The organism is Acinetobacter wuhouensis (assembly GCF_001696605.3).
Taxonomy (GTDB): domain Bacteria; phylum Pseudomonadota; class Gammaproteobacteria; order Pseudomonadales; family Moraxellaceae; genus Acinetobacter; species Acinetobacter wuhouensis.
Window position 1 is genome coordinate 1,242,735 of sequence record NZ_CP031716.1, and the last position, 20,952, is coordinate 1,263,686.

The window sequence follows — 20,952 nt, forward strand, 5'->3', positions numbered from 1 at the left end:
AATACATCGTATTTGTTCTTTTTTTGATTGTAGTATCGTTGCTGAAGTTTAATAACGATAACCAATACCCATGTAGGTTAATAATGGATCTGTATCAATGGTTGTAGTGGCATGATTTAAAACTTGACCATTATTTTGATTGACCACGTCGATACTAATATCATTGCTTAATTTAGCATAGGATACCGAAGCAACCGCGAACCAACTTGGGGTGATGTCATAAGTAAACCCAGCAGTGACAATTGGAGCAAAGGCATCATCAGCTTTGACTTTGATTTTTGGATTAGCAGATGAAGTTTTTTTATCGAGTGATGCACCTGCTTTATTATCGAGAATATTTTGCACCATATGCCCAGAAGCGATTAAATCTGCCTGCACAGCAGGATGGGTTTTTAATTCATTGAAGTATGCGTACATCACGCCGACACCTAGATAAGGTCGGAATTTATTAACTCCTGATTTGCCAAATTGATATTGCAGTTCAAATGCAGGTGTCCAAGCACGTGCCGTAGAAACAACGTCTTGTGCTGATAGGTCAGTGATAAAAATATCCTTTTTTAATGGCATTTCACCTAAGCCGAAGAACTTAGAGGTATCACTTGGAAAGGCTGTTCCCCGCATAGGTGAATAAATTTTCCCTTTACCTTTAATATCAACTTTTGGGGGAATTCCGCCTTTCATTTCAAGTGCCCAGTTGTCAGTAAATTGATATTTCGACATGATTCCAAGTGTATCTACATCTTGTGGTTCGAGACCTGTATCTGCTGCTGTCCATTGAGATAAACCATTGATTTCAGACTCACCACTCAAGTTGGCAGGTAACACACCATTTTTAATCAATTGAAAAAATTCACCTACACCTAAAATACTTTCAAATTTGGCATATTGTTTTTTTCCTTCATCGGTTGAGGTATCAATGGATGTTTTGACCGAATCCACTGAAACTTCACCAACTTTTACACGTGTTTTTTCTTGAATTGGCGTTGTTACTCTGATCGGATTTGTTTTACCTTGAGGCATGACATGGAGCCAACCAGCGGAAATTGAAAAGCGTTTAAAACCATCACCTTCTTTCATGCTAAACAATGGGGATTTAGCAAATGACACTGTTGGAATAAGCATCAATGCCATAAAAATTTTTGAAGTTTTCATTGAGATGTCCTTCTCTTTTTTTGATTCAATTTATTTTTCAAAGAGAATTCATTAAAGAAGAAGTTACAGATGATAAGGAGGGTGTATTTTTAAGCCACATGGGGGGCATAACGGACTTTTGATTTTATTTAAAAAAAAGTGTTTAAAATACAGTTGGTTATTTTTGTTAAGTACGTTTTATAAAAAAGTTAACTTATTGTTAATAAATGTCAGTTTATGAAACAAATTGCCAAAAAATAAAAACCAAATAGTCTAACTATATGGTTTTTATATTAAATTTTAGATAAAAATAGATGATTATTTATTGCATTAGGAGATACTTAGTCTGATCAAATTAGGTTAAAAACGATAGCCGACGCCTGCATAACCTAAAATTGGATTAATCTCGATGTCTGTTTTAGCATTAATAAGTTCGCCATATTTTTCATCAGAAATGGTGATTTGAGTTTTACCTTTTAGCTGAGCATAAGACACAGAACCTACTGCAAACCAGCGGTCATTAAAATCATAAGTAAAACCTACTGTGGCTACAGGGGCAAATGCATCATCTGCTTCGAGTTTAACTTTAGGATTCCCCGAACTTTTCTTACCATCTAAGGCTGCGCCTGCTTGATTGTCTTTCATATTAATCAACATGTGACCGGCATTGATTAAATCTTGTTCAATGGTTTTATTTAGTTCTAATTCGTTAAAATATGCATACATCATACCGACGCCAATATAAGGGCGGAATTTATTTACACCTGTTTTGCCGAAGTGATATTGAAATTCAAAAGCAGGTGTCCAAGCGCGTGCAGAAGCAGCTTTATCCTGTGCACTGAGATCTGTAATAGCAATATCCTTCTTCAGTGGTAAATCACCAATAATTGCTCCAACACCAGTCGGTGAGGCAATGCCTGTGAGTGGTGCGTAGATTTGACCTTTACCAATAATATCTACTTTGGGAGGGAGACCAGCTTTAACTTCTAAAGAAATATTATCGGTAAAGAAATAATTAGACATGATCCCTAGTGTCGCGACATCATCCGCTTCTAAACCCGTTCCTTGAGCTTCCCATTGTGAAAGACCATTAATTGTAGCTTCACCTGAGACATTCGATTTTAAATATTTAGTGTCTCCTTCTTTATACGAGATCAACCCTAATAAATCTAAATCAACCGCTGTCTTTAATAGGTTTTTTTTAGTTGTTGCATTGGGTTTGCTTTCATCAATAGCACCAAGTACTGAATCCATTTTTACATCACCCACTTTGGTTTTTTCACCTTCGGCAACAGAAGTGTTGATCTGAATGGGCTGTGCTTTACCTGTTGGCTTTACATAAAGTGCGCCCACAGATACGGAAAAACGCTTAAATCCATCACCATCTTTAAAACTAAAATAAGGTGAATCGGCATAGCTCATTGTTGGAACAGCAGAACACGCTGTTGCAATACAAAATAACGTTTTTTTCATAGATTGGACTCCATGTCCGAAATTGATACTAATTTTTATAGGTTTTATTATTAAAATTATTGAGGGTAAATTTATGTAGGCATTAGAAGGCTTTTTATTTAGTGAATGTTATTTTTTTACGGTTTTATTCATTATTGGTTGAAGAATGAATGGCTTTAGGTAACTATTTTACAAGAATATTACATTTTACTTTTTATAAAGTTTATAAATTAATTAAATTAAATCATATTATTAAGTTTAATTGTTATCTATTTTAAAATGAAAAAGATCATCCTAAGATGACCTTTTTTCAATTCGATATGTTGCTTAAGTCAATGACTTACTTATTTTTGGAAGCGTGATAAATCTTCTTCTGGGCGAGCAGTGAGCACTTCGACACCATCTTTAGTGACCAGTAGGGTGTGTTCATACTGTGCAGACAAACTATGGTCTTTAGTCACAACAGTCCATTTGTCACCCATTAAACGAGTCTGCCAAACACCTGCATTGACCATCGGTTCGATGGTAAAGGTCATACCTTCTTCTAACACCATCCCTGTATTGTTTTGACCATAATGCAGCACTTGAGGCTCATCATGGAACACAGTTCCGATGCCGTGACCGCAATATTCACGAACTACACTGAAACGTTCTGATTCAACATATTTTTGAATGGCAGCACCAATATCACCAATCGTTGAACCTGGTTTTACTGTTTCCATACCACGGTACATGGCTTCTTGTGCAACTTTACATAGACGGTCTGCAATAATAGACGTTTCACCGCCCACGATGTACATCATGTTGGTATCGCCATGATAACCATCTTTAATCACAGTCACATCAATATTGAGAATATCGCCTTTTTTCAAAATTTTACTTTCAGATGGAATCCCGTGACAAACCACATGGTTCACAGAAGTACAAATGACATGTTGAAACGCTGGACGACCAGGTGCTGCGCCATAACCTAAACAAGCAGGAATCGCATCTTGCTTATTGACAATATAGTCATGACAAATCGTATCCAATTCAAGTGTAGAAACACCTGGTTTGATATGCGGTTTGATCATATCCAAAACTTCTGCAGCCAAGCGACCAGCAACGCGCATTTTTTCAATTTCATCTGCGGTTTTGATTAATCGACGGGGAGCTTCGTAAGTACTGTTCATGATCTTTAAAAACTTTTGGAAATTTGTATGTGACTATGGTATAAATAGCCGCCCAAATTATCAAATGCTTTCTGTTACTTTCTTTATGAAAGGTTTACGGAAATATTGATCAGGGTAATTTAAAAATCCGCACATATGTCGTCACATATCTCTGGGTGCCCGTAAGGGTGGAGAATGCTGGACATATGGAGGCCTAACCCAAACTTTAAGGTATATAGAAAATGGCAGATTACAACGTAAGCATGCGCGACCTTCTTACAGCTGGCGCGCATTTTGGTCACCAAACTCGCTTCTGGAACCCAAAAATGCGTCAATACATTTTTGGTGCGCGTAACCGCATTCACATCATCAACCTTGAACACACTGTTCCTGCGTTAAACGATGCTTTGAATTTCGTTAACAACCTAGCAAGCAAAAAGAACAAAGTATTGTTCGTTGGTACTAAACGTGCTGCTTCTAACATCATCCGTGAACAAGCTCAACGCGCTGGTCAACCTTATGTAGATCACCGTTGGTTGGGTGGTATGTTGACTAACTGGAAAACTCTTCGTCAGTCAATCAACCGTTTGAAAGATCTTCAAACTCAATCACAAGATGGTACTTTTGCTAAACTTACTAAACGTGAAGCATTAGAACGTACTCGTGAAATGGAAAAACTTGAACGCTCTTTAGGCGGTGTTAAGAACATGGGTGGTTTACCTGACGCATTGTTCATCATCGACGTTGATCACGAAGCGATCGCTATTAAAGAAGCTAAGAACCTTGGTATTCCAGTAATCGGTATCGTTGATACAAACTCTAACCCAGATAACGTAGATTTCGTTATTCCTGGTAACGATGATGCGATCCGTGCTGTAACTCTTTATGCTTCTGCTATGGCTGATGCGATTCTTGCTGGTAAAGAATACGCTCAAACTCAAGCAAATGCTCAAGCTAAAGGCGAAGAAGCTGCGAAAGAAGCTCCTGAGGCTTAATGCGTTTTTGACGCAAGCTTGTCATTTTTGTGATTTAAAATGATGACAAATTGAGCGTCGAGAAAGCAAAACGGCCCAGAGGTACCTTTGGGCCGTTTTTGTTGAACAGATTCATATTCTACCCGTATTTAGGAGAACAACATGACTGCAGTTACTGCGAGCATGGTAAAAGAATTACGTGACCGTACTGGTCTTGCAATGATGGAATGCAAAAAAGCATTAACAGAAGCAGACGGTGACATCGAATTAGCGATTGATAACCTTCGTAAATCTGGTCAAGCAAAAGCAGCTAAAAAAGCTGGTAACATTGCTGCTGATGGCGCAATCACAATTGCTCAAGAAGGCAACAAAGCACTTCTTTTAGAAGTGAACTGTCAAACTGACTTCGTTGCTAAAGACGAAAACTTTGCTGGTTTCTCTGCACAAGTTGCTGCTGCTGCTTTGGCTGCAAACGAAACTGACGCTGCTAAAATTGCTGAATTGAAACTTGCTGACGGTTCAACTGTAGAAGAAGCGCGTATTGCACTTGTTCAAAAAATCGGTGAAAATATCCAAGTTCGTCGTGCAACAATCGTTGAAGGCGACAACCTTGCGGTTTACAAACACGGTTTACGTATCGGTGTTGTAGTTTCTTACGCAGGTGATGCTGAAACTGGTAAAGGCGTTGCAATGCACGTTGCTGCATTTAACCCAGTTGCTGTTACTGCTGAAGGCGTTTCTGCTGAGCTTATCGCGAAAGAGAAAGAAATTGCAGAAGCAAAAGCGATCGAATCTGGTAAACCAGCGAACATCGTTGAAAAAATGGTGACTGGTTCAGTTGAAAAATACTTGAACGAAGTTGTACTTGAGCGTCAAATGTACGTAATCGACAACGAGAAAAAAGTTGCTGACGTACTTAAAGCTACAGGTACTACAGTTGCTCAATTCGTTCGCTTCCAAGTAGGTGAAGGTATTGAGAAAAAAGCTGAAATGAGCTTTGCTGATGAAGTTGCTGCTGCTCAAGCTGCCGCTGCTGCTCAATAATTTTACTGATTCAGTAGAATGAAAGAACCCCTCACTGTTGAGGGGTTTTTTTGTATCAGAATTTTTAAATATATGATGTCGCTGTAAGCTGTATTTAAAAACGGATTTATTACAAATCAAGTTGATGATTCTCGTATAATTATAAAGATCAAATTGTTTAGATACATATTTTATGGCGAATAAAACTCAACTCGGCATTGGTACTGCAATCGCATTATTGGCAGCAGCGTATTTTGGTATGGATTCCAATCAATCAAAAAACAACTCGCAAGCTCAAGCCGAATCTTCTCAACAGCATCAAATTGATAATTCTAAAAATACACAGACTCAAACAGCGACTCATACAGATATTGAATCACATTCGAACAGTCAAAATCAGCATGGCTTAGAGGTTATTCGTAAAGCCTATGATAAAAAACTTAGCAATGTTCAGGTTCAATCTATTGGTAAAGTTAAAGCAATATTAAGAGATGATAACGAAGGTTCACGTCACCAAAAATTCATTCTTTCTTTAGATAATGGTTTAACCGTACTAGTCGCACATAATATTGATTTAGCGCCACGTATTGAGAATTTGAAAAAAGGCGATATGGTGGAGTTTTTTGGTGAGTATGAATATAGCAACCAAGGTGGTGTAATGCATTGGACACATCATGATCCAAGTCGTCGCCATACGAATGGATGGTTGAAGCACGATGGAAAAACTTATCAGTAAAATTTAAAAAGTGATGTCCTAATATTTATTACATTATGGAATTTGCTTTCGAAGATATAGTTTTTAAATTCAATAAGATATAAGTAATTAAAAGTAGGTTGTTTTCATAAATTACTTGTTTCAATTTAAAGGTTGGTAGAGCCTCATTTGTTTTTCAAAATTTAGATTGGTTTGTGTAGGCGCTCTTTTACTTTTCAAAGATGAAAAGTAATAAAAATCTTTTGTTGTACTGAGGGTAAATTCATTTACCCCAGTCCAACGGGCGACATTCATGTCGCCAAACGCGATAGCACTACTACTCTAGGAATCATGATTATGAATTTTTAGATTAATTGCTAATACTTAACAAGTTTATATTTTAAAAAGTGATCGTGTTTAAGAATATTTAACGTCAGTTCGATAAATTATTTTAATAATTTCAGTAGGGTAAGGTTCATTGTGACGGAGTCTTATCGGTTTTGTTCATATATTAGGATTAGCCTTCGGCTCGACCACACTTTTGTTTCGGCAAAAGTGGGCAAAACCATTGTCCTTCGCAGAACTCGTCAGCTACCGAAATATATCAAGATTATCGCAAAAACATTAACTTGCAAGTTGAGCCCTGCCTCAAACAATTGCGAAGGACGTTTCCGCGTATCAAATTTTTGGAAGAAATCAACTCCGAACCCAGGTTATTTATTGTTTTAAGGAAAGTTATTTGTCTCTAGAAAGCAATTTTGTTCTATACCTTGTGTCTAAGCATGCTATTTTAAAGCGTCAGTAAAATATTTGAATCGAAGGCATGCTGGAGTGGGCAAACTATTTCCACCTAAAAGAGTTGGGTGGATTAGAGCTATTAAAAGCGCAATATCATCAAAAGCAATTTTCAAAGCATGTGCATGAAGGTTATTGCATCGGTGTGATTGAAGAGGGTGCGCAAAGTTTTTTTCGCACAGGGCAATTACATACAGCTCCTAAAGGTGACATTATTTTAGTCAATGCAGATGAAATTCATACAGGTTCATCTGCGGTTGAATCGGGTTGGAAATATCGTGCGATTTATCCAACACCTGAGATGTTATTGGATGCAGGACAAGATTTTTTCACTGTTAAAAATAGCGTGCCGTGGTTTCCTAGTGCAGTTGTGCATGATATTGGGCTTGCACAACAATTATCATTACTCTTTGATTTATTAGAACAAAAAGACAATGCCTTGTTAAAGGAAAGTATGTATTTATCCACATTGGCGCGATTGATTGGTCGTTATGGTCGTGCCAAATTAACCCAAGCAGAATTGCCTGAAGCGCAGCGTAAAGTTGAGTTGGTCAAAGATTTATTAAGCAGTTTTCCTGAACATGATTATTCACTGACGGATTTAGCTAATCATGTGGGGTTGAGTCCTTGGCATTTTTTACGTGAGTTCAAAAAATATACAGGTTTACCGCCGCACAGTTGGTTAGTACAAATTCGTTTACGTAAAGCGCAACAATTACTAAAACAGGGCATGAATATCGCAATGACTGCGCAAAATTGTGGATTTTCGGATCAAAGTCATTTTAATCGGCATTTTAAAAAAGCAATGGGTGTGACACCTACGCAGTATTTGAGTACTTTGAATTTATAATTTGCTTTGGCGCAATTTTTATTCTTGAAAATCCTAAATAGCAATTTTGTTCAAGTCATCAGCAAGTATTTCCAAGATACTCAAACTGTCTAGCGTTTGAGATTTTAGAAATGAGTAGTCCATCTGAACCTTGTTGTATTGAGGCGCAATCACAATCCATACTCAATAAGAAAGCATTTTTCCAAGGTGTATTTGATATTCTGCCTTTATCCATTGCAGTTTTGCCGTGGGGGATTTTAGCTGGGTCGATGGCGATCAATGCGGGATTGTCTTTTGCTCAGGCATTTGCCATGTCGGCTGTAGTCTTTGCGGGTGCAGCACAATTGGTGAGTTTGGGATTGGTGATGGCAGATGCTTCAGTATGGACGATTCTGATCACGATATTCTTTTTAACCAGTCAACATCTGATTTATGCGCTGAACTTTCGCAAAGATGTTGTACAGTTTCCCTTAAAACAGCGCTTGGGTATTGGATTTCTATTAACCGACGAATTATTTGCTGTTGGGATTGGTGAAAATAAGCAACGTACATTTGCTTATCTATTTGGTGCAGGTTTATGTTTTTATTTGGCTTGGTGCTTATTTAGTTTGTTGGGTATTTTACTAGCTCAATCCATCCCGAATTTAGAAAATTTACATTTAGATTTTTCGATTGTCGCTGTATTTATTCTGATTATTGTCCCAATGATCAAAAACAGAGCCACGCTAGTTGGTGTGATTTGCACTTTAATATTTGCCTGTATTTTTAAATATTTCCAATTTGAGGGTGGACTTGTGTTGTCAGGTATTCTCGGGATGTTGAGTGCAATGTATACGGCAAAAATTATCGGCACTGTAAATAAAGGAGCGCAAAAATGACGTGGACTTTATTGCTCAGTTTGGCGGTGATTGTATTTCTAAATCGTTATATTTTTCTTGAACCTAAATTTGCCTTCAAATTGCCTCAATTTATTGAACAGATGTTGCAGTATTCAGCACCGTGTTTACTGACTGCGATTTGCGCACCGATTGTATTTTTTAATGGTGATCAATTTCGTAGTTTGCCTTTAGATGCTTATTTTTTAACGGCAGTGATTTGTGTAATTTTGGCACTTATTTCTAAGAAAATTCTGGTGAATCTTGGGTTAAGTTTATTGTGTTTTTATGCTTTATTTTATCTATTAAATGGATAGAAAAGCAGGGAAATTTTGTTGAAAATTTCCCTTGTGCTTATTTTGCGTTAAACAGCCAGTTTTTGGCGTGTTTTCCATTTAGGTAGTACTTTAGCTAAATAGGCATCCATACACCATACAGGACCAATGAGGAGGAACTGGAGGTCTTTAAAGAAAGAAGGTTTCTTTCCTTCGACTTTATGACCATAAAATTGTCCAATCCAAGCCAGAACAAAAACGCCAATATAGAATCCTACGCCAACTGGAAGTAAGTAAATCACCCACGCCATAATAGCAACAAGTGCGACCATCGCAACGGCTAAAACGAGATCTAAGCGTGCATAAAATACTAAGGTCAGCACAATGATCAATGCCGTGAGTGTCGCGCTAAAGTGAGCCAAAATGCCAATGATGGCAAATAGAATTGCGGGAACACAAGCCCAGTGAATCATCTTATTGGTTTTGTTTTGATGGCTTTCGCTATATTCATCAAACCATTCAGTAATTGTTTTCATCGTTCTATCCTTGTGTAATCGTTTTTCTATCTTGTTTGAAAATATATACCAGAACCTAAATCTGGTCAAAATCTCAACTGACAATAAGTGCTGTATTTAAGGTCAATTAAATACTTTAATGCGTTGCTTGGTAGAAATTTAGAATCGGCGTTGCCAAAGCCTGATTCTGTAGTTTTAACGTCACTTGGATTTCTTGAAAATTAAAATCACCATCCGAATAATAATAGGCGATGCCATGTGTTTTATTCGGGTAGTTTGGAATTTGATAACTAAAATATGCTAAATTTTTTCGTGGTCGAACAATGGTGAGATATTTATGTGGGTCACAGACATATCCATATTCATTTTTGACACTTTCTTTGGTTAAATTCGGAAAATAAAGCGTTGCAGGACGCATACCACAGCCTGCACAAATTGAAGAATTATATACAGTGATGGCTTCATCTTGTTTTGGACTCATCAACATTGCAGATGCAACACCTGACGGCCCCATATCTGCGTTCATGATTTTCCAATCTTTAGGCGCTAATATTTCACCAATTCCCGGAAAATAAACAATTTTGAATTTAGATGAAAGTGAATCTGACAAATCAAAATTGAGCTTACAAGATTTAACTTTGCAATCGTCATAATCACGGTAGTACTTTTCATCATCAGAAAATGGATTCGCAATTGCGACACCGACTGCTGCGACTTTATTTCGTTTCAACTGCACCATTCCGATATTTTCAATTTTCATCGCATAGTGAATATTGGGTGAGGGATCATATTGCGGAAAAGTAGGTTTGAAAATTTCAGAACCTGCATGTGCGTATCCGATAGAAAGGAGTACGCACATGCTTGCAATCATGTGATTCGCTAAAGTTTTTCTTTTTATTATTTTCCGAAGCTTCATGTTGTGTTCTTCTTTGCGTTTTTACTGTTGAGTGGGTTGTGCTAAGGGGTAAATTTTCTGACCTTCTTTATAGGTTGCGACAATTTTAATGTCTTTGATTCGTTGAGATGGAACTTTCAGGGGATCTTGATCCAAAACCACTAAATCAGCCAATTTCCCTTGTTCTAACGTGCCTTTGGTTTTGTCCTCAAAATATTGGTATGCCGCCCAATCTGTGACCGTTTTTAAAGCAATATACGGGCTAACTTTTTGCTCTTCACCCAATACATCACCTGAGCGTGTGCTTCGATTGACTGTCGCATCTATCACCATCATGTTTTTCGGTGGAATGACAGGAGCATCATGATGTTCAGTAAAAATTATGCCACGTTTTAAAGCAGAGCCTGTTGGGGAAATACGATTCGCCCGTTCAGCACCTAACGTTTCATGTTTATGCCAATCTCCCCAGTAATATGTATGTAAGGAGAAGAAAGATGGAATTAGCCCTAAATCTTTTGCACGATCCAATTGGTCTTCACGCATGGTTTGCGCATGAATGATGACATTACGACGATCTTGTTTACCATATTGCGTATTTGCTGATTCAATCGTTTGAATATATTGGTCAATTGCTGCATCACCATTGGCATGCGCCAAAATTTGCCAATGATTTTGATAGGCTAAGTTAATGGCATCTTGCACAGTTTTGATATTTGGATAAGCAGGATAACCACGATAGTCCTTAGCTTTGCCTTCAGGTGGAATTAGATAGGGTTTTGTGAGCCATGCTGTTTTACCTTGTGGTGAACCATCTAGACTAATTTTCACTCCGCCAATTCGAAAATGGTTTTGGTAATTCAAGCTACTGCCATTTTTAAGCATATACGCTTTTTCATTCATAATGTCAGGATAGACCACGACATCTATCGGGAGTTGACCTATATTGGCAAAACTACGCCACATTTCAGAAGTTCCCGCATCTGCACGACCCTCTTGTACAGTGGTATATCCATTTTGAATATAGGTTTTTAAAGCAGTCTTCGCCATATTTTGCATGATTTCAGGGGGGACTTTGCTAAAAGCAAAGCCCATTGCAGAAAATACAGCGGATTCCTCTAGAACTCCATCGGGCACTTGGCTATTTTTTTTACGACGAATAATGCCACCATCAGGATTTGGCGTATCTTTATTTATTTTTAAAATTTCTAAGGCTTTATGGTTGACTGAAGCCAGATGCCCAGATTGATGCAAGATAATAATCGGTTGTGTGGTCGAGATTTTATCTAAATCATCCGCAGTGGGGTGGCGTTTCTCATCAATTTGAGCGTCATCATAACCATTGCCAATGATCCAACCTGAAGCGGCTTGAATAAATGCTGGGTTTTTTGCTTGCCAGTCTTTCATGGCTTGGATTAACGAAGCAATATTGGTCACTGTTCCATCTGGAGTAGGGTAGAGATTGGCAACCGTTTGTTGTAGACCTACACTATTTAAATGGCTATGTGCATCAATAAATCCAGGTAAAAGGGTATGTTGATTAAGATTGATTTCTTCAGTGTTGTTTTGTTTGAGCTGTTTTGCTTGTTTTAGACTTCCTGCATAAGTGATTTTTCCGTCACTGATTAAGAGCGCTTCCACATAGTGGGGAGACATTCCTTGCATGGTCAAAATCGAGCCACCATAAAAAAGTTTGCTCGATGTGTTTGGGGGGATCGTGACATTGGGCTGTGCATTATTTTGAGTTTGCGAGAAATGGGTACAGCCACTCAAAAGGCTAAAACTGCTTATGCAAATGATAGGTGCAATGAATTGACCGAGTTTGAATGAATTCCACTGAAACATAATGACTCACCCCTAACTTTTAGTATTGCTCTATTTGAATATATCTAACGACTTATCCTGATTAAACTAACAAACAATTCAATCCAAGTATAGGAAATTGGATTATTATTCACCTATTTTATTGTGTGAGGATGTAAGGTTTGCATCGTATGAATACGGCTTGAACTAAATCAACTTTTTTCTAAAAAGTAGCAAAGCCAGTAAACAAAGTGCCAAAGCGATGAACGATGGGCCATAGCCAATCGGGTTAGCCAGTAAACCGACGATGACCGCACCTGCGACAGCACCACCATAGTTGAAAATATTCACTCGTGCGATGACTTCATCTCGGCGATTTTCATCCAAGCGTCCTGCAGCAGAAAAAGTCAGTGGTACTAAAGCGCCTACAGCAACGCCTGCGAGTGCAAAGCCTAAAATTGCAAAGGTGAGAGAATGTCCAATTCCTGCGATTGCACAGCCTATCGCACCAATTAAAATCGTTGTGACAGCAAGCCATGCAGCATTTTTAAATTTTAAAATAAAATCTAAGCTTAACCGAGTAATGAGAATACCGATTTGGTAAGCCGCATAACCGAGTGGGGCAACTGTTGCTGAACTGGCCAATACATCTTTCAGGTAGATTGAACTCCAAGTGCTGATCGCAGAATCAACCGTAAATGCAATGAGTATGATTAGACCAAAAATCCATAACTGTTTTTGTGGAATAGGATTTTTGGTTTCTGAGATAACAGCAGAATTTTCTCTCTGTTGAAAAAGCCATTTTTTAGAACACAGTGCAGTCATGAGGGCAATAGTTACAGCAATGAATAATGCTGTGGTCGCGCCAAAGCTTGTCGACACTGTTGCAGACATGATCATGGCACCTAAAAAAGCGGCTGCGGTATAACAAGCAAAGAAACCGCCTAATGCACTTTTCCCAAGACGTTGCTCCATCATTACAGCTTGCATATTTAATGCAGCATCTAAACACCCGAGTCCAAGTCCGTACAGTAGAAAACTGGCAACCATGACCATAACACTTGAACTGAATGCCGCAACAGCAATTCCGATTGCTTCAAAAAGAAACGCAATGACAATGGCAAATCTTGAACCGAGTTTTACCGCAAGGCGATCTGCCAAAACAGAACCTAGTGCTGCTGCGATACAGACACCTAAAATAATGATTGAAAGTAGGTCTTCAGAAAGTTTAAAACGATTTTTAAATGTCGGGAGTGCGGTCATTACCGTGGCATATCCCAAACCTTGAGTGGCAAAGCCTAACGCGATCACTTTTCTTGTTTTTGCAAGTGTTGGATTTTTTCCGATAGAAACAGAGTGGTTTGAATCCATGTCTCGCTCACATTGTTATTTTCAGTTTTATTTTGATGGGTACGTCCTGTACATCTATTCTGATTTTAACTTGAATGAAGCGAAAGAAAAGGGGAATGTATGACACAGTTAAGGGGGCAAATCGGACATGCAAATATGTAAGGTAGATTTACGATGCTAAACGTAGATTTGGTGAAGCATTAAAAAAGCCACTTAAAAAGTGGCTTCGTTAAATGCATGCAGTCGTGATTTACGAGTTTGGACCATCAACGCGTTCAATGCTCACGCGTCCTGTTCCTGAATTTGTAATACCTAAACGTTTCGCAGCGCCATAAGAGAGGTCAAGTACACGGTTACCGTGGAATGGACCGCGGTCGTTTACTTTTACCACGACACTTTTACCATTGTCTTTATTCGTCACACGAATAAAACAGTTCAATGGCAGGCTACGATGTGCAGCAGTCAACTCATTCATGTCGAATGTTTCACCACTTGCTGTTTTACGACCGTGGAATTGACGACCGTACCAAGATGCAACACCAGTTTGGCTAAATTTGCGAACTGTGTTTGAAGCAACTTCATTAAGTTTATCAATTACTGAAGGCTCATCTTCAGGTACTTGAATTTTTGCTGCAATAGTTTGACGACGAACTTTGTCGGCAGAACGTTCAGTAATTGACAAACTGTTTAGGTTTGAAAAGTGCGAATTAAAATTCGTTGAGTCTTTGCTAATCACACGAGAAGCCAAGCTCGAACTTTCAGAATCATTGTTTAAATATGATGACTGAACCATTTCTGAGTTGACTTGCGTCATACTCAAACCCATGGTCAGGGCTATCATATATTTGAGTGAAGCATGCATCGTTTAACTCCTTGGAACCCCATGTTTAACTTTCTAAGTCGCTGAAAATTAACCATACGAGGTCTGTAAATTCACTTTTGCAACTGCATTTAACGAAAAGGATAATATTCAAGCTATCATAAAAGTGTCTAGTATTATTTAAATAATAGTTACAAAAAGGACAAATTCTTACAGGTTTTGATTAAAAAATAAACAATAATGTAACAAGATATTTAATTTGTATGAAATACACCCAATTTATTAAATATATTTCTTGACTTATTTGTTGTGTAGGAAATTACAAGCTCTAACGGCTTGTAATCTCAGTCCCTAAAAGCCATAACGCAGTTGCGTACATGCGACTTTTATTATAGGTGGTAATGACCTGAAAATTTGGATAAGTGATGTAGTAAATAGGTCCAAAATCATCTTGTAATTGAATAACATTGACCAAATCAAGATCATCAATTTTGACCGCAGGATTGAGCGGTGCGATGCCTAAATTTTTAATTGAGCCATAGGGAACAGGTTGAGTAAGATCTTTCGCGATAATTGATTCAGGATTGGTTCCTGTATAACGCGCTAAAAATGCAATCGGTTGATCGCGTTGCCAACCATTTTGTGCAAGGTAGTTTGCAATGGAACCAATTGCATCTACTGCTGAATTACGCAGGTCTACATGCCCATTGCCATCATAGTCCACACCAAACTTTGGAATATTACTTGGCATGAATTGTGGATAGCCAACAGCGCCTGCATAAGAACCTACAATCGAATTTGCTGGAACACCATCTTTATATGACCAAGCGATGAGTGCCGCCAGTTCATCTTGGAAGTATTGCGCACGACGTGGATAACCAAATCCGAGTGTTGCAAGTGCATCACGAGTGATGAATGAGCCTTTATTTGCCCCATATCCAGTTTCTACACCTAAAATCCCAAGAATGATCTCCTGAGGCACACCAAACTGCTGTTCTGCGCGATTTAGGGTATCTGCATATTGGTTTTGAAAACGTACGCCTTTTTGAATCGTACCTTCAGCTAAAAAGTTAGTTTTATATTGATACCAAGGTTTACTTTCACCTGGACGATCCATAATCTTAATAATATTGGGTAAGTTGCGAGAACCATTCATTGCCCAATCGACTTGTTCGTTGCTTAAACCATAGGTTTGCATGGTTTTTGCTTTAAAGTTGTTATATTCAGGGCTATTTGCAAAATCATTGGCTTGGCAAAAACTGGTCACTGAAAAAGCAGCTGCACAAAAAGATATATTTCTGACCTTTTGTAAAAACCCTAAATTAAACATAGGTTATATTTCCTAATTCTTTATGTTGAAAATGACTTTAAGTGAAAGTTACCGATGGTTGGGGCAACGAATATTAAGATTAACGATGTGTATGAATCGACATCACGATGCCAAAAGTCGCCATCAAGGTAATAATAGCAGTACCGCCATAACTCATAAATGGTAATGGCACACCGACAATAGGTAAGATACCACTGACCATGCCTGCATTTACAAATACATAAACAAAAAATGACAAAGCAAATGTGCCTGCGACTAGGCGACCAAAGTTATGAAAGCATTGTAGACTGATTTGGAAGGTCCTAAAAATAATACAAAAATAGATCGTAATCAAAAGCAATATACCAATCAGCCCAAACTCTTCAGAAAATGCTGCAATAATAAAGTCTGTATGACCTTCTGGTAAAAAATGTAAGTGGGACTGCGTACCTTCCAAGTAACCACGTCCCGTAAAACCACCTGAACCAATGGCGGTTTTTGATTGAATAATGTTCCAACCTGTGCCCAAGGCATCGGCTTCAGGATTGATTAAAGTCAGTACACGTTGCCGTTGATAGTCATGCAGTAAAAATTGCCATGCAATGGGAATAATGACTGCGACAGCGCCAATTGCACCTAAAATCATCGTCCAAGACAGTCCACTGAGAAAGAGCACGAAAATACCACTGGCTAAGATAAGTAGTGATGTTCCTAAGTCAGGTTGTTCTGCAATAAGGATAAAAGGAATTCCAATCATAATTAAAGACAGGAACACATTTTTAAAACTTGGCGGTAAAGGGTTACGTGCTAAAAACCACGCAATCATCAACGGCATTCCCACTTTTAAAAACTCACTGGGCTGCACACTGCCAAAACCAGGGATTCCGATCCAACGCTGCGCACCCATACGAACCTCACCAAAGAGTTTGACTGCGACAAGGCATACAATTCCAAACAGGTAAAAGTAGGGCGCAAAGGCTTGGTAAACTTTGGGTGGTACTTGCGCCAATGCAAACATGACCAAAAAGCCGATTCCAAAACTCATGGCTTGTTTAGAGACCAACCCCATATCTTGCGCAGAGGCACTATAAAGTACTGTCAGACCAAGTAAGGCATTTAAAAATAAAAATAGACTTAACCAGGGGTCAATATGTAGTTTTTGCCAACGAGAAGGGAGTTGGGATGTGCTGAGACCATCACGAGGTGCTTGCCGTAAAAATTTATATTGAGCGTTTGGATCCATTGGTCTGTTTTGGTGCAATAAAAATGTGTCTCGGGCATGCTATCATAATCCCTATTGATGGCAACGTATGGTAAATGTTGAAGTCAATGGTTTACGGCTATTCATGAGCAAATTGAATATGTTAAAAAGCAAAAATTAAGGATGTTTTAAGTTGCCAATGTTACTGCTATTGTGAAAAAATAAACTAAAACAATTATTTTTCATTTATTGATTGCTTAAATATTTTTAAGCTTATGATTTTTAATTGATAATAAGTAAGCTGTTAAAGCGAACGTGATTGCAAATAAAAATGCCCTCATCATGGAGAGCATTCTTATTCATTAAAAAAAACAATTAAATTTTAACGATCAATTAAAAAATAAAGTGTCGTAATATTCAGCAACTGCTTTGATTTCAACCTTATTTAAGCTTGGAATCAATTTATCAATTGCAATATGCACAGCTTTACCCACCGCAGCCGCGCCAATATCTGCACCTTTACGTTTGATCATGCCTAAATCTAAGGTTTTGTTGAAGTCACGCATGAAGTGATTAATGGTTGCATCTGCAAATTGCTTCATTTGTTCAGACAGTACGGCACGATTAGTATCGCCAGCTGATGCAACCTCTGCAAAACTATTCTTTAAATTGGTAATTAAATTTGCATCTAAAGATTCACCAACGCGGAATTGCCCTTGTGGATCTTTAAATAAGCTACGTTCAGAAAACTCGACAGAAGCACGTACAACGTTATTATCCGCTTTACTCAATAACTGCTTAAGTAAAACCGCAACAGTAGATTTTACATATCCAGCAAGTTTTTCAGCTGTGTCACGTTTGTCGCTCTCTGGAAAGCGACGAACAAGTTCAACCAAAAGCGTATCAATAATTTCTTCATTAATAAGCAAAGCTGTTTGATCACGTAAAGGATAAAGTGGTTCGTTAGAGTTTTTTTTCTCGATACCTGTCTGAATGTTCTTTAATAGTTCTTCAGAAGGTACAAAACCAAAAAAAGGCATGTGTTCAACCTCAATGTTTTATTGTCGCGCCAATCGGATTGGGCTTGGCATCCATGATTCATCAGATACACGGTAAGGGTTAATGTCTAAACCACCACGACGTGTATACGTTGCATAAACCATCAACTTTTCAGGTTTTAAATTTTGCCAAATATCGGCAAAGATTTGCTCCACACATTGTTCGTGGAAACCGTTATGCTGACGATAAGAGATAATATAAGCTAAAATGCTCCGATAACAAGGTTTATTGCCTTGATAACGGATAAAAACAGTGCCCCAATCTGGCTGACCTGTCACAGGACAATTACTTCTAAGCAAGTGAGAATATAGTTGAATATCAACGTTTTCCGCAGATTTATTCGCCTGATTATCCAATGCTAAAAGACTTGCATCAGGATGATTGACTAAGCGGTCAGGTTCTTGATCATCAATACAAATGCCTTGTGGTTTGGCAATGTCTAACTCATCCACTTGAAATAGCGTCAATGTCACAGGCGCTTGTGCTGCATTGGACAAGTCTTTTTCAACGGTGTGAATAAAAGCTTGTTGCGAATCAAACTGGGTAAAGTTCATACTATTAAAGTAGAGCTTTAATGATTTTGATTCGATTAAGTTTGGCGATGTTGCAGGTAGCGCAATGCGACCAATCGCAACTTGTGGAATCCCTTTGGCATTTAACCAAGAAATTTCGAAAACATGCCACCAATCCTTTCCTTTATATATGCCATCGACATGCGCATATTGCTCACGTGCTTCTGCACGCGAGATCGGGAAAAGGATGTCAGGTTGATAAGTTGTAGGGTAATTGGTGTCTTTACCTAATAAAGAAAGTTCGACAGACATTATTCACGCATTCCTGAACCACGAGAAAGTAAATAGTAAGCAATACCGTAAAGTACGCCACAGCAAAGTGTCACGATGATTAAAGACAACGAAACATTGACATCGCTATGACCTAAGATCCCGAAACGGAATGCATTGACCATATATACAATCGGGTTGACTAAAGAGAGATTTTGCCAAAATGGGCTTAAAGCACTAATTGAATAGAATACACCACCTAAATAAGTCAGTGGTGTTAAAACAAATGTAGGGATAATCGAAATATCATCAAATGATTTGGCATAAACCGCATTGATAAATCCGCCCAAAGAGAATAAGAGGGAAGTCACAATGACGGTATATATCGTCACGAAAATATTATGTATATAAAGGTCAGTGAAAAACAAACTCATTGCCGTCACGATTGCACCGACGAGTACACCACGACAAACACCACCAATCACATAACCACACAAAACCATGTGCAAAGGCACAGGGCTCATGATCAATTCTTCGATGCTTTTCTGAAATTTAGCACTAAAGAAACTTGAGGATACGTTGGCATAACTATTGGTAATCACAGCCATCATGATCAAACCTGGCACGATGAATTGCATATAGCTAAATCCACCCATTTGTCCAATGCGAGAGCCGACCAAATTACCAAAGATCACAAAGTACAAGCTCATGGTGATCGCAGGTGGTAATAATGTTTGTGGCCAAATCCGCATAAAGCGGCGAATTTCTTTATAAACTAGGGTGTAGAGTGCAACACGGAGTTGGGTGAAATTCATTGTGCTGCTCCTTCAAGATTTTTCTCAACCATTTTCACAAATAGCTCTTCTAAGCGGTTCGATTTATTACGCATACTGCGTACACGAATGCCTTGAGATTCTAAAAGTTGAAATAAATCATTTAAAGAATGCGCTTGATCCATCGTAACTTCTAAAGTTAAAGGATCAACCAAATTAAATTTCAAACCAATAATTTCAATATTCAATGGTTCAATCGGATGTTCTAAATCGAAAATAAAAGATTCTTCGGTCAATTGCGTCAAGAATGATTTCATTGATGTGTCTTCTTTAATCACGCCGCGGTCAATGATCGCAATTTGACGACACAACATTTCAGCTTCTTCTAAATAATGTGTAGTGAGAATGATTGAAGTACCATTCTCATTCATTTCGGTGAGGAAGTCCCACATCGAACGACGTAGTTCAATGTCGACACCCGCAGTCGGTTCATCGAGAATTAGCAATTTCGGTTCATGCATCATGGCACGAGCAATCATTAAACGGCGTTTCATACCACCAGAGAGCATACGACCTTGGGTATTACGTTTTTCCCAAAGCCCTAATTTTTCTAGATAATGTTCTGCACGTTGTTCTGCGATCTTTTTCGGAATGCCGTAATAACCCGCTTGGGTCACTAAAATATCAAAAGTTTTTTCAAACTGACCAAAGTTAAACTCTTGTGGAACGACACCTAAGCATTGTTTGGCATCGGATGGGTGAGTATCTAAATTATGCCCAAAAATTTCAACTGTACCCGATGTCTTACGGGTTAGTGAACTGATGATCCCGATTGTTGTGGATTTACCCGCACCGTTTGGTCCTAAGAGTGCATAAAACTCACCTTCTGGAACAGTTAAATTGATTCCTTTGAGTGCTTGGAACCCATTGCGATAGGTTTTCGATAAATCTCTTAACGTCAGCGCATCAGTCATGAAATTCTCACTTGGTTTTTGGAGTGTGTATTGTGAGCGATCTCAAACAATAAACCAAGTGAGTTAGGTGGAATTCTGCATTGCATATATAGGATGTTGTATAGAGCCTGCTCAGCAATTGAACAAGTTGTTTTATAAATGCTTTACCTAGTACGATTTTTTGTTATGATGTGCCCACTTCTTTTAAGCGCCCATAGCTTAACTGGATAGAGTACGGGTTTCCGAAGCCTGTGGAGTGAGTTCGAGTCTCGCTGGGCGCACCATTTTAGACACTA

20 protein-coding genes and 1 tRNA gene are annotated in these 20,952 nt (G+C 38.4%); 7 read left to right on the top strand and 14 right to left on the bottom strand.

The features are described 5' to 3' along the window. Nucleotides 1-48: 48 nt before the first annotated feature. The 3 genes from BEN71_RS06510 to map form a co-directional block, all read right to left on the bottom strand. Complete coding sequence (locus BEN71_RS06510) at nt 49-1,152, bottom strand: OmpW/AlkL family protein (protein ID WP_068973937.1); 1,104 nt, start codon at nt 1,150-1,152, stop codon at nt 49-51. Nucleotides 1,153-1,491: 339 nt separating this feature from the next. After that, nucleotides 1,492-2,604 carry an OmpW/AlkL family protein gene (locus tag BEN71_RS06515; RefSeq protein WP_068973938.1) on the bottom strand — a complete coding sequence of 371 codons (1,113 nt, stop codon included), beginning with the start codon at nt 2,602-2,604 and terminating at the stop codon, nt 1,492-1,494. Between the two features lie 323 nt (nt 2,605-2,927). Continuing rightward, nucleotides 2,928-3,755 carry a type I methionyl aminopeptidase gene (gene map / locus BEN71_RS06520; protein ID WP_068973939.1) on the bottom strand — a complete coding sequence of 276 codons (828 nt, stop codon included), beginning with the start codon at nt 3,753-3,755 and terminating at the stop codon, nt 2,928-2,930. Nucleotides 3,756-3,976: 221 nt separating this feature from the next. Between map and rpsB the strand changes: the two genes are divergently transcribed. From rpsB to BEN71_RS06550, 6 genes are all read left to right on the top strand, one after another. Beyond that, the gene (gene rpsB, locus BEN71_RS06525; RefSeq protein ID WP_068973940.1) at nt 3,977-4,729 is read left to right on the top strand and encodes a 30S ribosomal protein S2; all 753 of its coding nucleotides are present in this window, start codon (nt 3,977-3,979) and stop codon (nt 4,727-4,729) included. A gap of 141 nt (nt 4,730-4,870) precedes the next feature. After that, a complete protein-coding gene (tsf, locus tag BEN71_RS06530; protein WP_068973941.1) occupies nt 4,871-5,752 on the top strand; it encodes a translation elongation factor Ts in 882 nt (293 codons plus the stop codon). Nucleotides 5,753-5,924: 172 nt separating this feature from the next. Beyond that, nucleotides 5,925-6,467, top strand: coding sequence for a DUF3465 domain-containing protein (locus BEN71_RS06535; protein ID WP_068973942.1), 543 nt, complete (start codon nt 5,925-5,927; stop codon nt 6,465-6,467). Nucleotides 6,468-7,248: 781 nt separating this feature from the next. Beyond that, on the top strand, nt 7,249-8,070 hold the full coding sequence (locus BEN71_RS06540) for an AraC family transcriptional regulator (protein ID WP_068973943.1): 822 nt from the start codon (nt 7,249-7,251) through the stop codon (nt 8,068-8,070). Nucleotides 8,071-8,180: 110 nt separating this feature from the next. Next, the gene (locus tag BEN71_RS06545; protein ID WP_068973944.1) at nt 8,181-8,927 is read left to right on the top strand and encodes an AzlC family ABC transporter permease; all 747 of its coding nucleotides are present in this window, start codon (nt 8,181-8,183) and stop codon (nt 8,925-8,927) included. Further along, nucleotides 8,924-9,241 carry an AzlD domain-containing protein gene (locus BEN71_RS06550; RefSeq protein ID WP_068973945.1) on the top strand — a complete coding sequence of 106 codons (318 nt, stop codon included), beginning with the start codon at nt 8,924-8,926 and terminating at the stop codon, nt 9,239-9,241. Before BEN71_RS06545 ends, BEN71_RS06550 begins: the two co-directional genes overlap by 4 nt. Nucleotides 9,242-9,288: 47 nt before the next feature. On the opposite strand, the gene BEN71_RS06555 is transcribed toward BEN71_RS06550, so the two are convergent. The 11 genes from BEN71_RS06555 to BEN71_RS06605 all read right to left on the bottom strand — a co-directional run bounded on the left by BEN71_RS06555 (nt 9,289) and on the right by BEN71_RS06605 (nt 20,677). Continuing rightward, nucleotides 9,289-9,735: an Mpo1 family 2-hydroxy fatty acid dioxygenase gene (locus BEN71_RS06555; protein WP_068973946.1), complete on the bottom strand. Its 447-nt coding sequence runs from the start codon at nt 9,733-9,735 to the stop codon at nt 9,289-9,291. Nucleotides 9,736-9,850: 115 nt separating this feature from the next. Next, the gene (locus BEN71_RS06560) at nt 9,851-10,585 is read right to left on the bottom strand and encodes a DUF4850 domain-containing protein (RefSeq protein ID WP_068973947.1); all 735 of its coding nucleotides are present in this window, start codon (nt 10,583-10,585) and stop codon (nt 9,851-9,853) included. Nucleotides 10,586-10,651: 66 nt separating this feature from the next. Continuing rightward, nucleotides 10,652-12,451 carry an amidohydrolase gene (locus tag BEN71_RS06565; RefSeq protein WP_068973948.1) on the bottom strand — a complete coding sequence of 600 codons (1,800 nt, stop codon included), beginning with the start codon at nt 12,449-12,451 and terminating at the stop codon, nt 10,652-10,654. Nucleotides 12,452-12,616: 165 nt separating this feature from the next. Next, nucleotides 12,617-13,780, bottom strand: coding sequence for an MFS transporter (locus BEN71_RS06570; protein WP_068973949.1), 1,164 nt, complete (start codon nt 13,778-13,780; stop codon nt 12,617-12,619). Nucleotides 13,781-14,009: 229 nt separating this feature from the next. Next, nucleotides 14,010-14,621, bottom strand: coding sequence for a septal ring lytic transglycosylase RlpA family protein (locus BEN71_RS06575; protein WP_068973950.1), 612 nt, complete (start codon nt 14,619-14,621; stop codon nt 14,010-14,012). A gap of 286 nt (nt 14,622-14,907) precedes the next feature. Next, the gene (mltB, locus tag BEN71_RS06580) at nt 14,908-15,909 is read right to left on the bottom strand and encodes a lytic murein transglycosylase B (protein WP_068973951.1); all 1,002 of its coding nucleotides are present in this window, start codon (nt 15,907-15,909) and stop codon (nt 14,908-14,910) included. 79 nt (nt 15,910-15,988) lie between these two features. Beyond that, complete coding sequence (rodA, locus tag BEN71_RS06585; RefSeq protein WP_068973952.1) at nt 15,989-17,131, bottom strand: rod shape-determining protein RodA; 1,143 nt, start codon at nt 17,129-17,131, stop codon at nt 15,989-15,991. A 347-nt stretch (nt 17,132-17,478) separates the two neighbouring features. Then, nucleotides 17,479-18,129 (bottom strand): hypothetical protein, encoded by a 651-nt coding sequence (locus tag BEN71_RS06590; protein ID WP_068973953.1) that lies wholly within the window; start codon nt 18,127-18,129, stop codon nt 17,479-17,481. Nucleotides 18,130-18,147: 18 nt separating this feature from the next. Further along, nucleotides 18,148-18,972: an NADPH-dependent 7-cyano-7-deazaguanine reductase QueF gene (gene queF / locus BEN71_RS06595; RefSeq protein WP_068973954.1), complete on the bottom strand. Its 825-nt coding sequence runs from the start codon at nt 18,970-18,972 to the stop codon at nt 18,148-18,150. Further along, nucleotides 18,972-19,745, bottom strand: a complete 774-nt coding sequence (locus BEN71_RS06600) for an ABC transporter permease (protein WP_068973955.1) — start codon at nt 19,743-19,745, stop codon at nt 18,972-18,974. The genes queF and BEN71_RS06600 overlap by 1 nt, the downstream gene beginning before the upstream one ends. Continuing rightward, nucleotides 19,742-20,677 (bottom strand): ABC transporter ATP-binding protein, encoded by a 936-nt coding sequence (locus tag BEN71_RS06605; RefSeq protein ID WP_068973956.1) that lies wholly within the window; start codon nt 20,675-20,677, stop codon nt 19,742-19,744. Before BEN71_RS06605 ends, BEN71_RS06600 begins: the two co-directional genes overlap by 4 nt. A 187-nt stretch (nt 20,678-20,864) precedes the next feature. Between BEN71_RS06605 and BEN71_RS06610 the strand changes: the two genes are divergently transcribed. Further along, a tRNA-Arg gene (locus tag BEN71_RS06610) sits at nt 20,865-20,940 on the top strand. Nucleotides 20,941-20,952 lie beyond the last annotated feature (12 nt).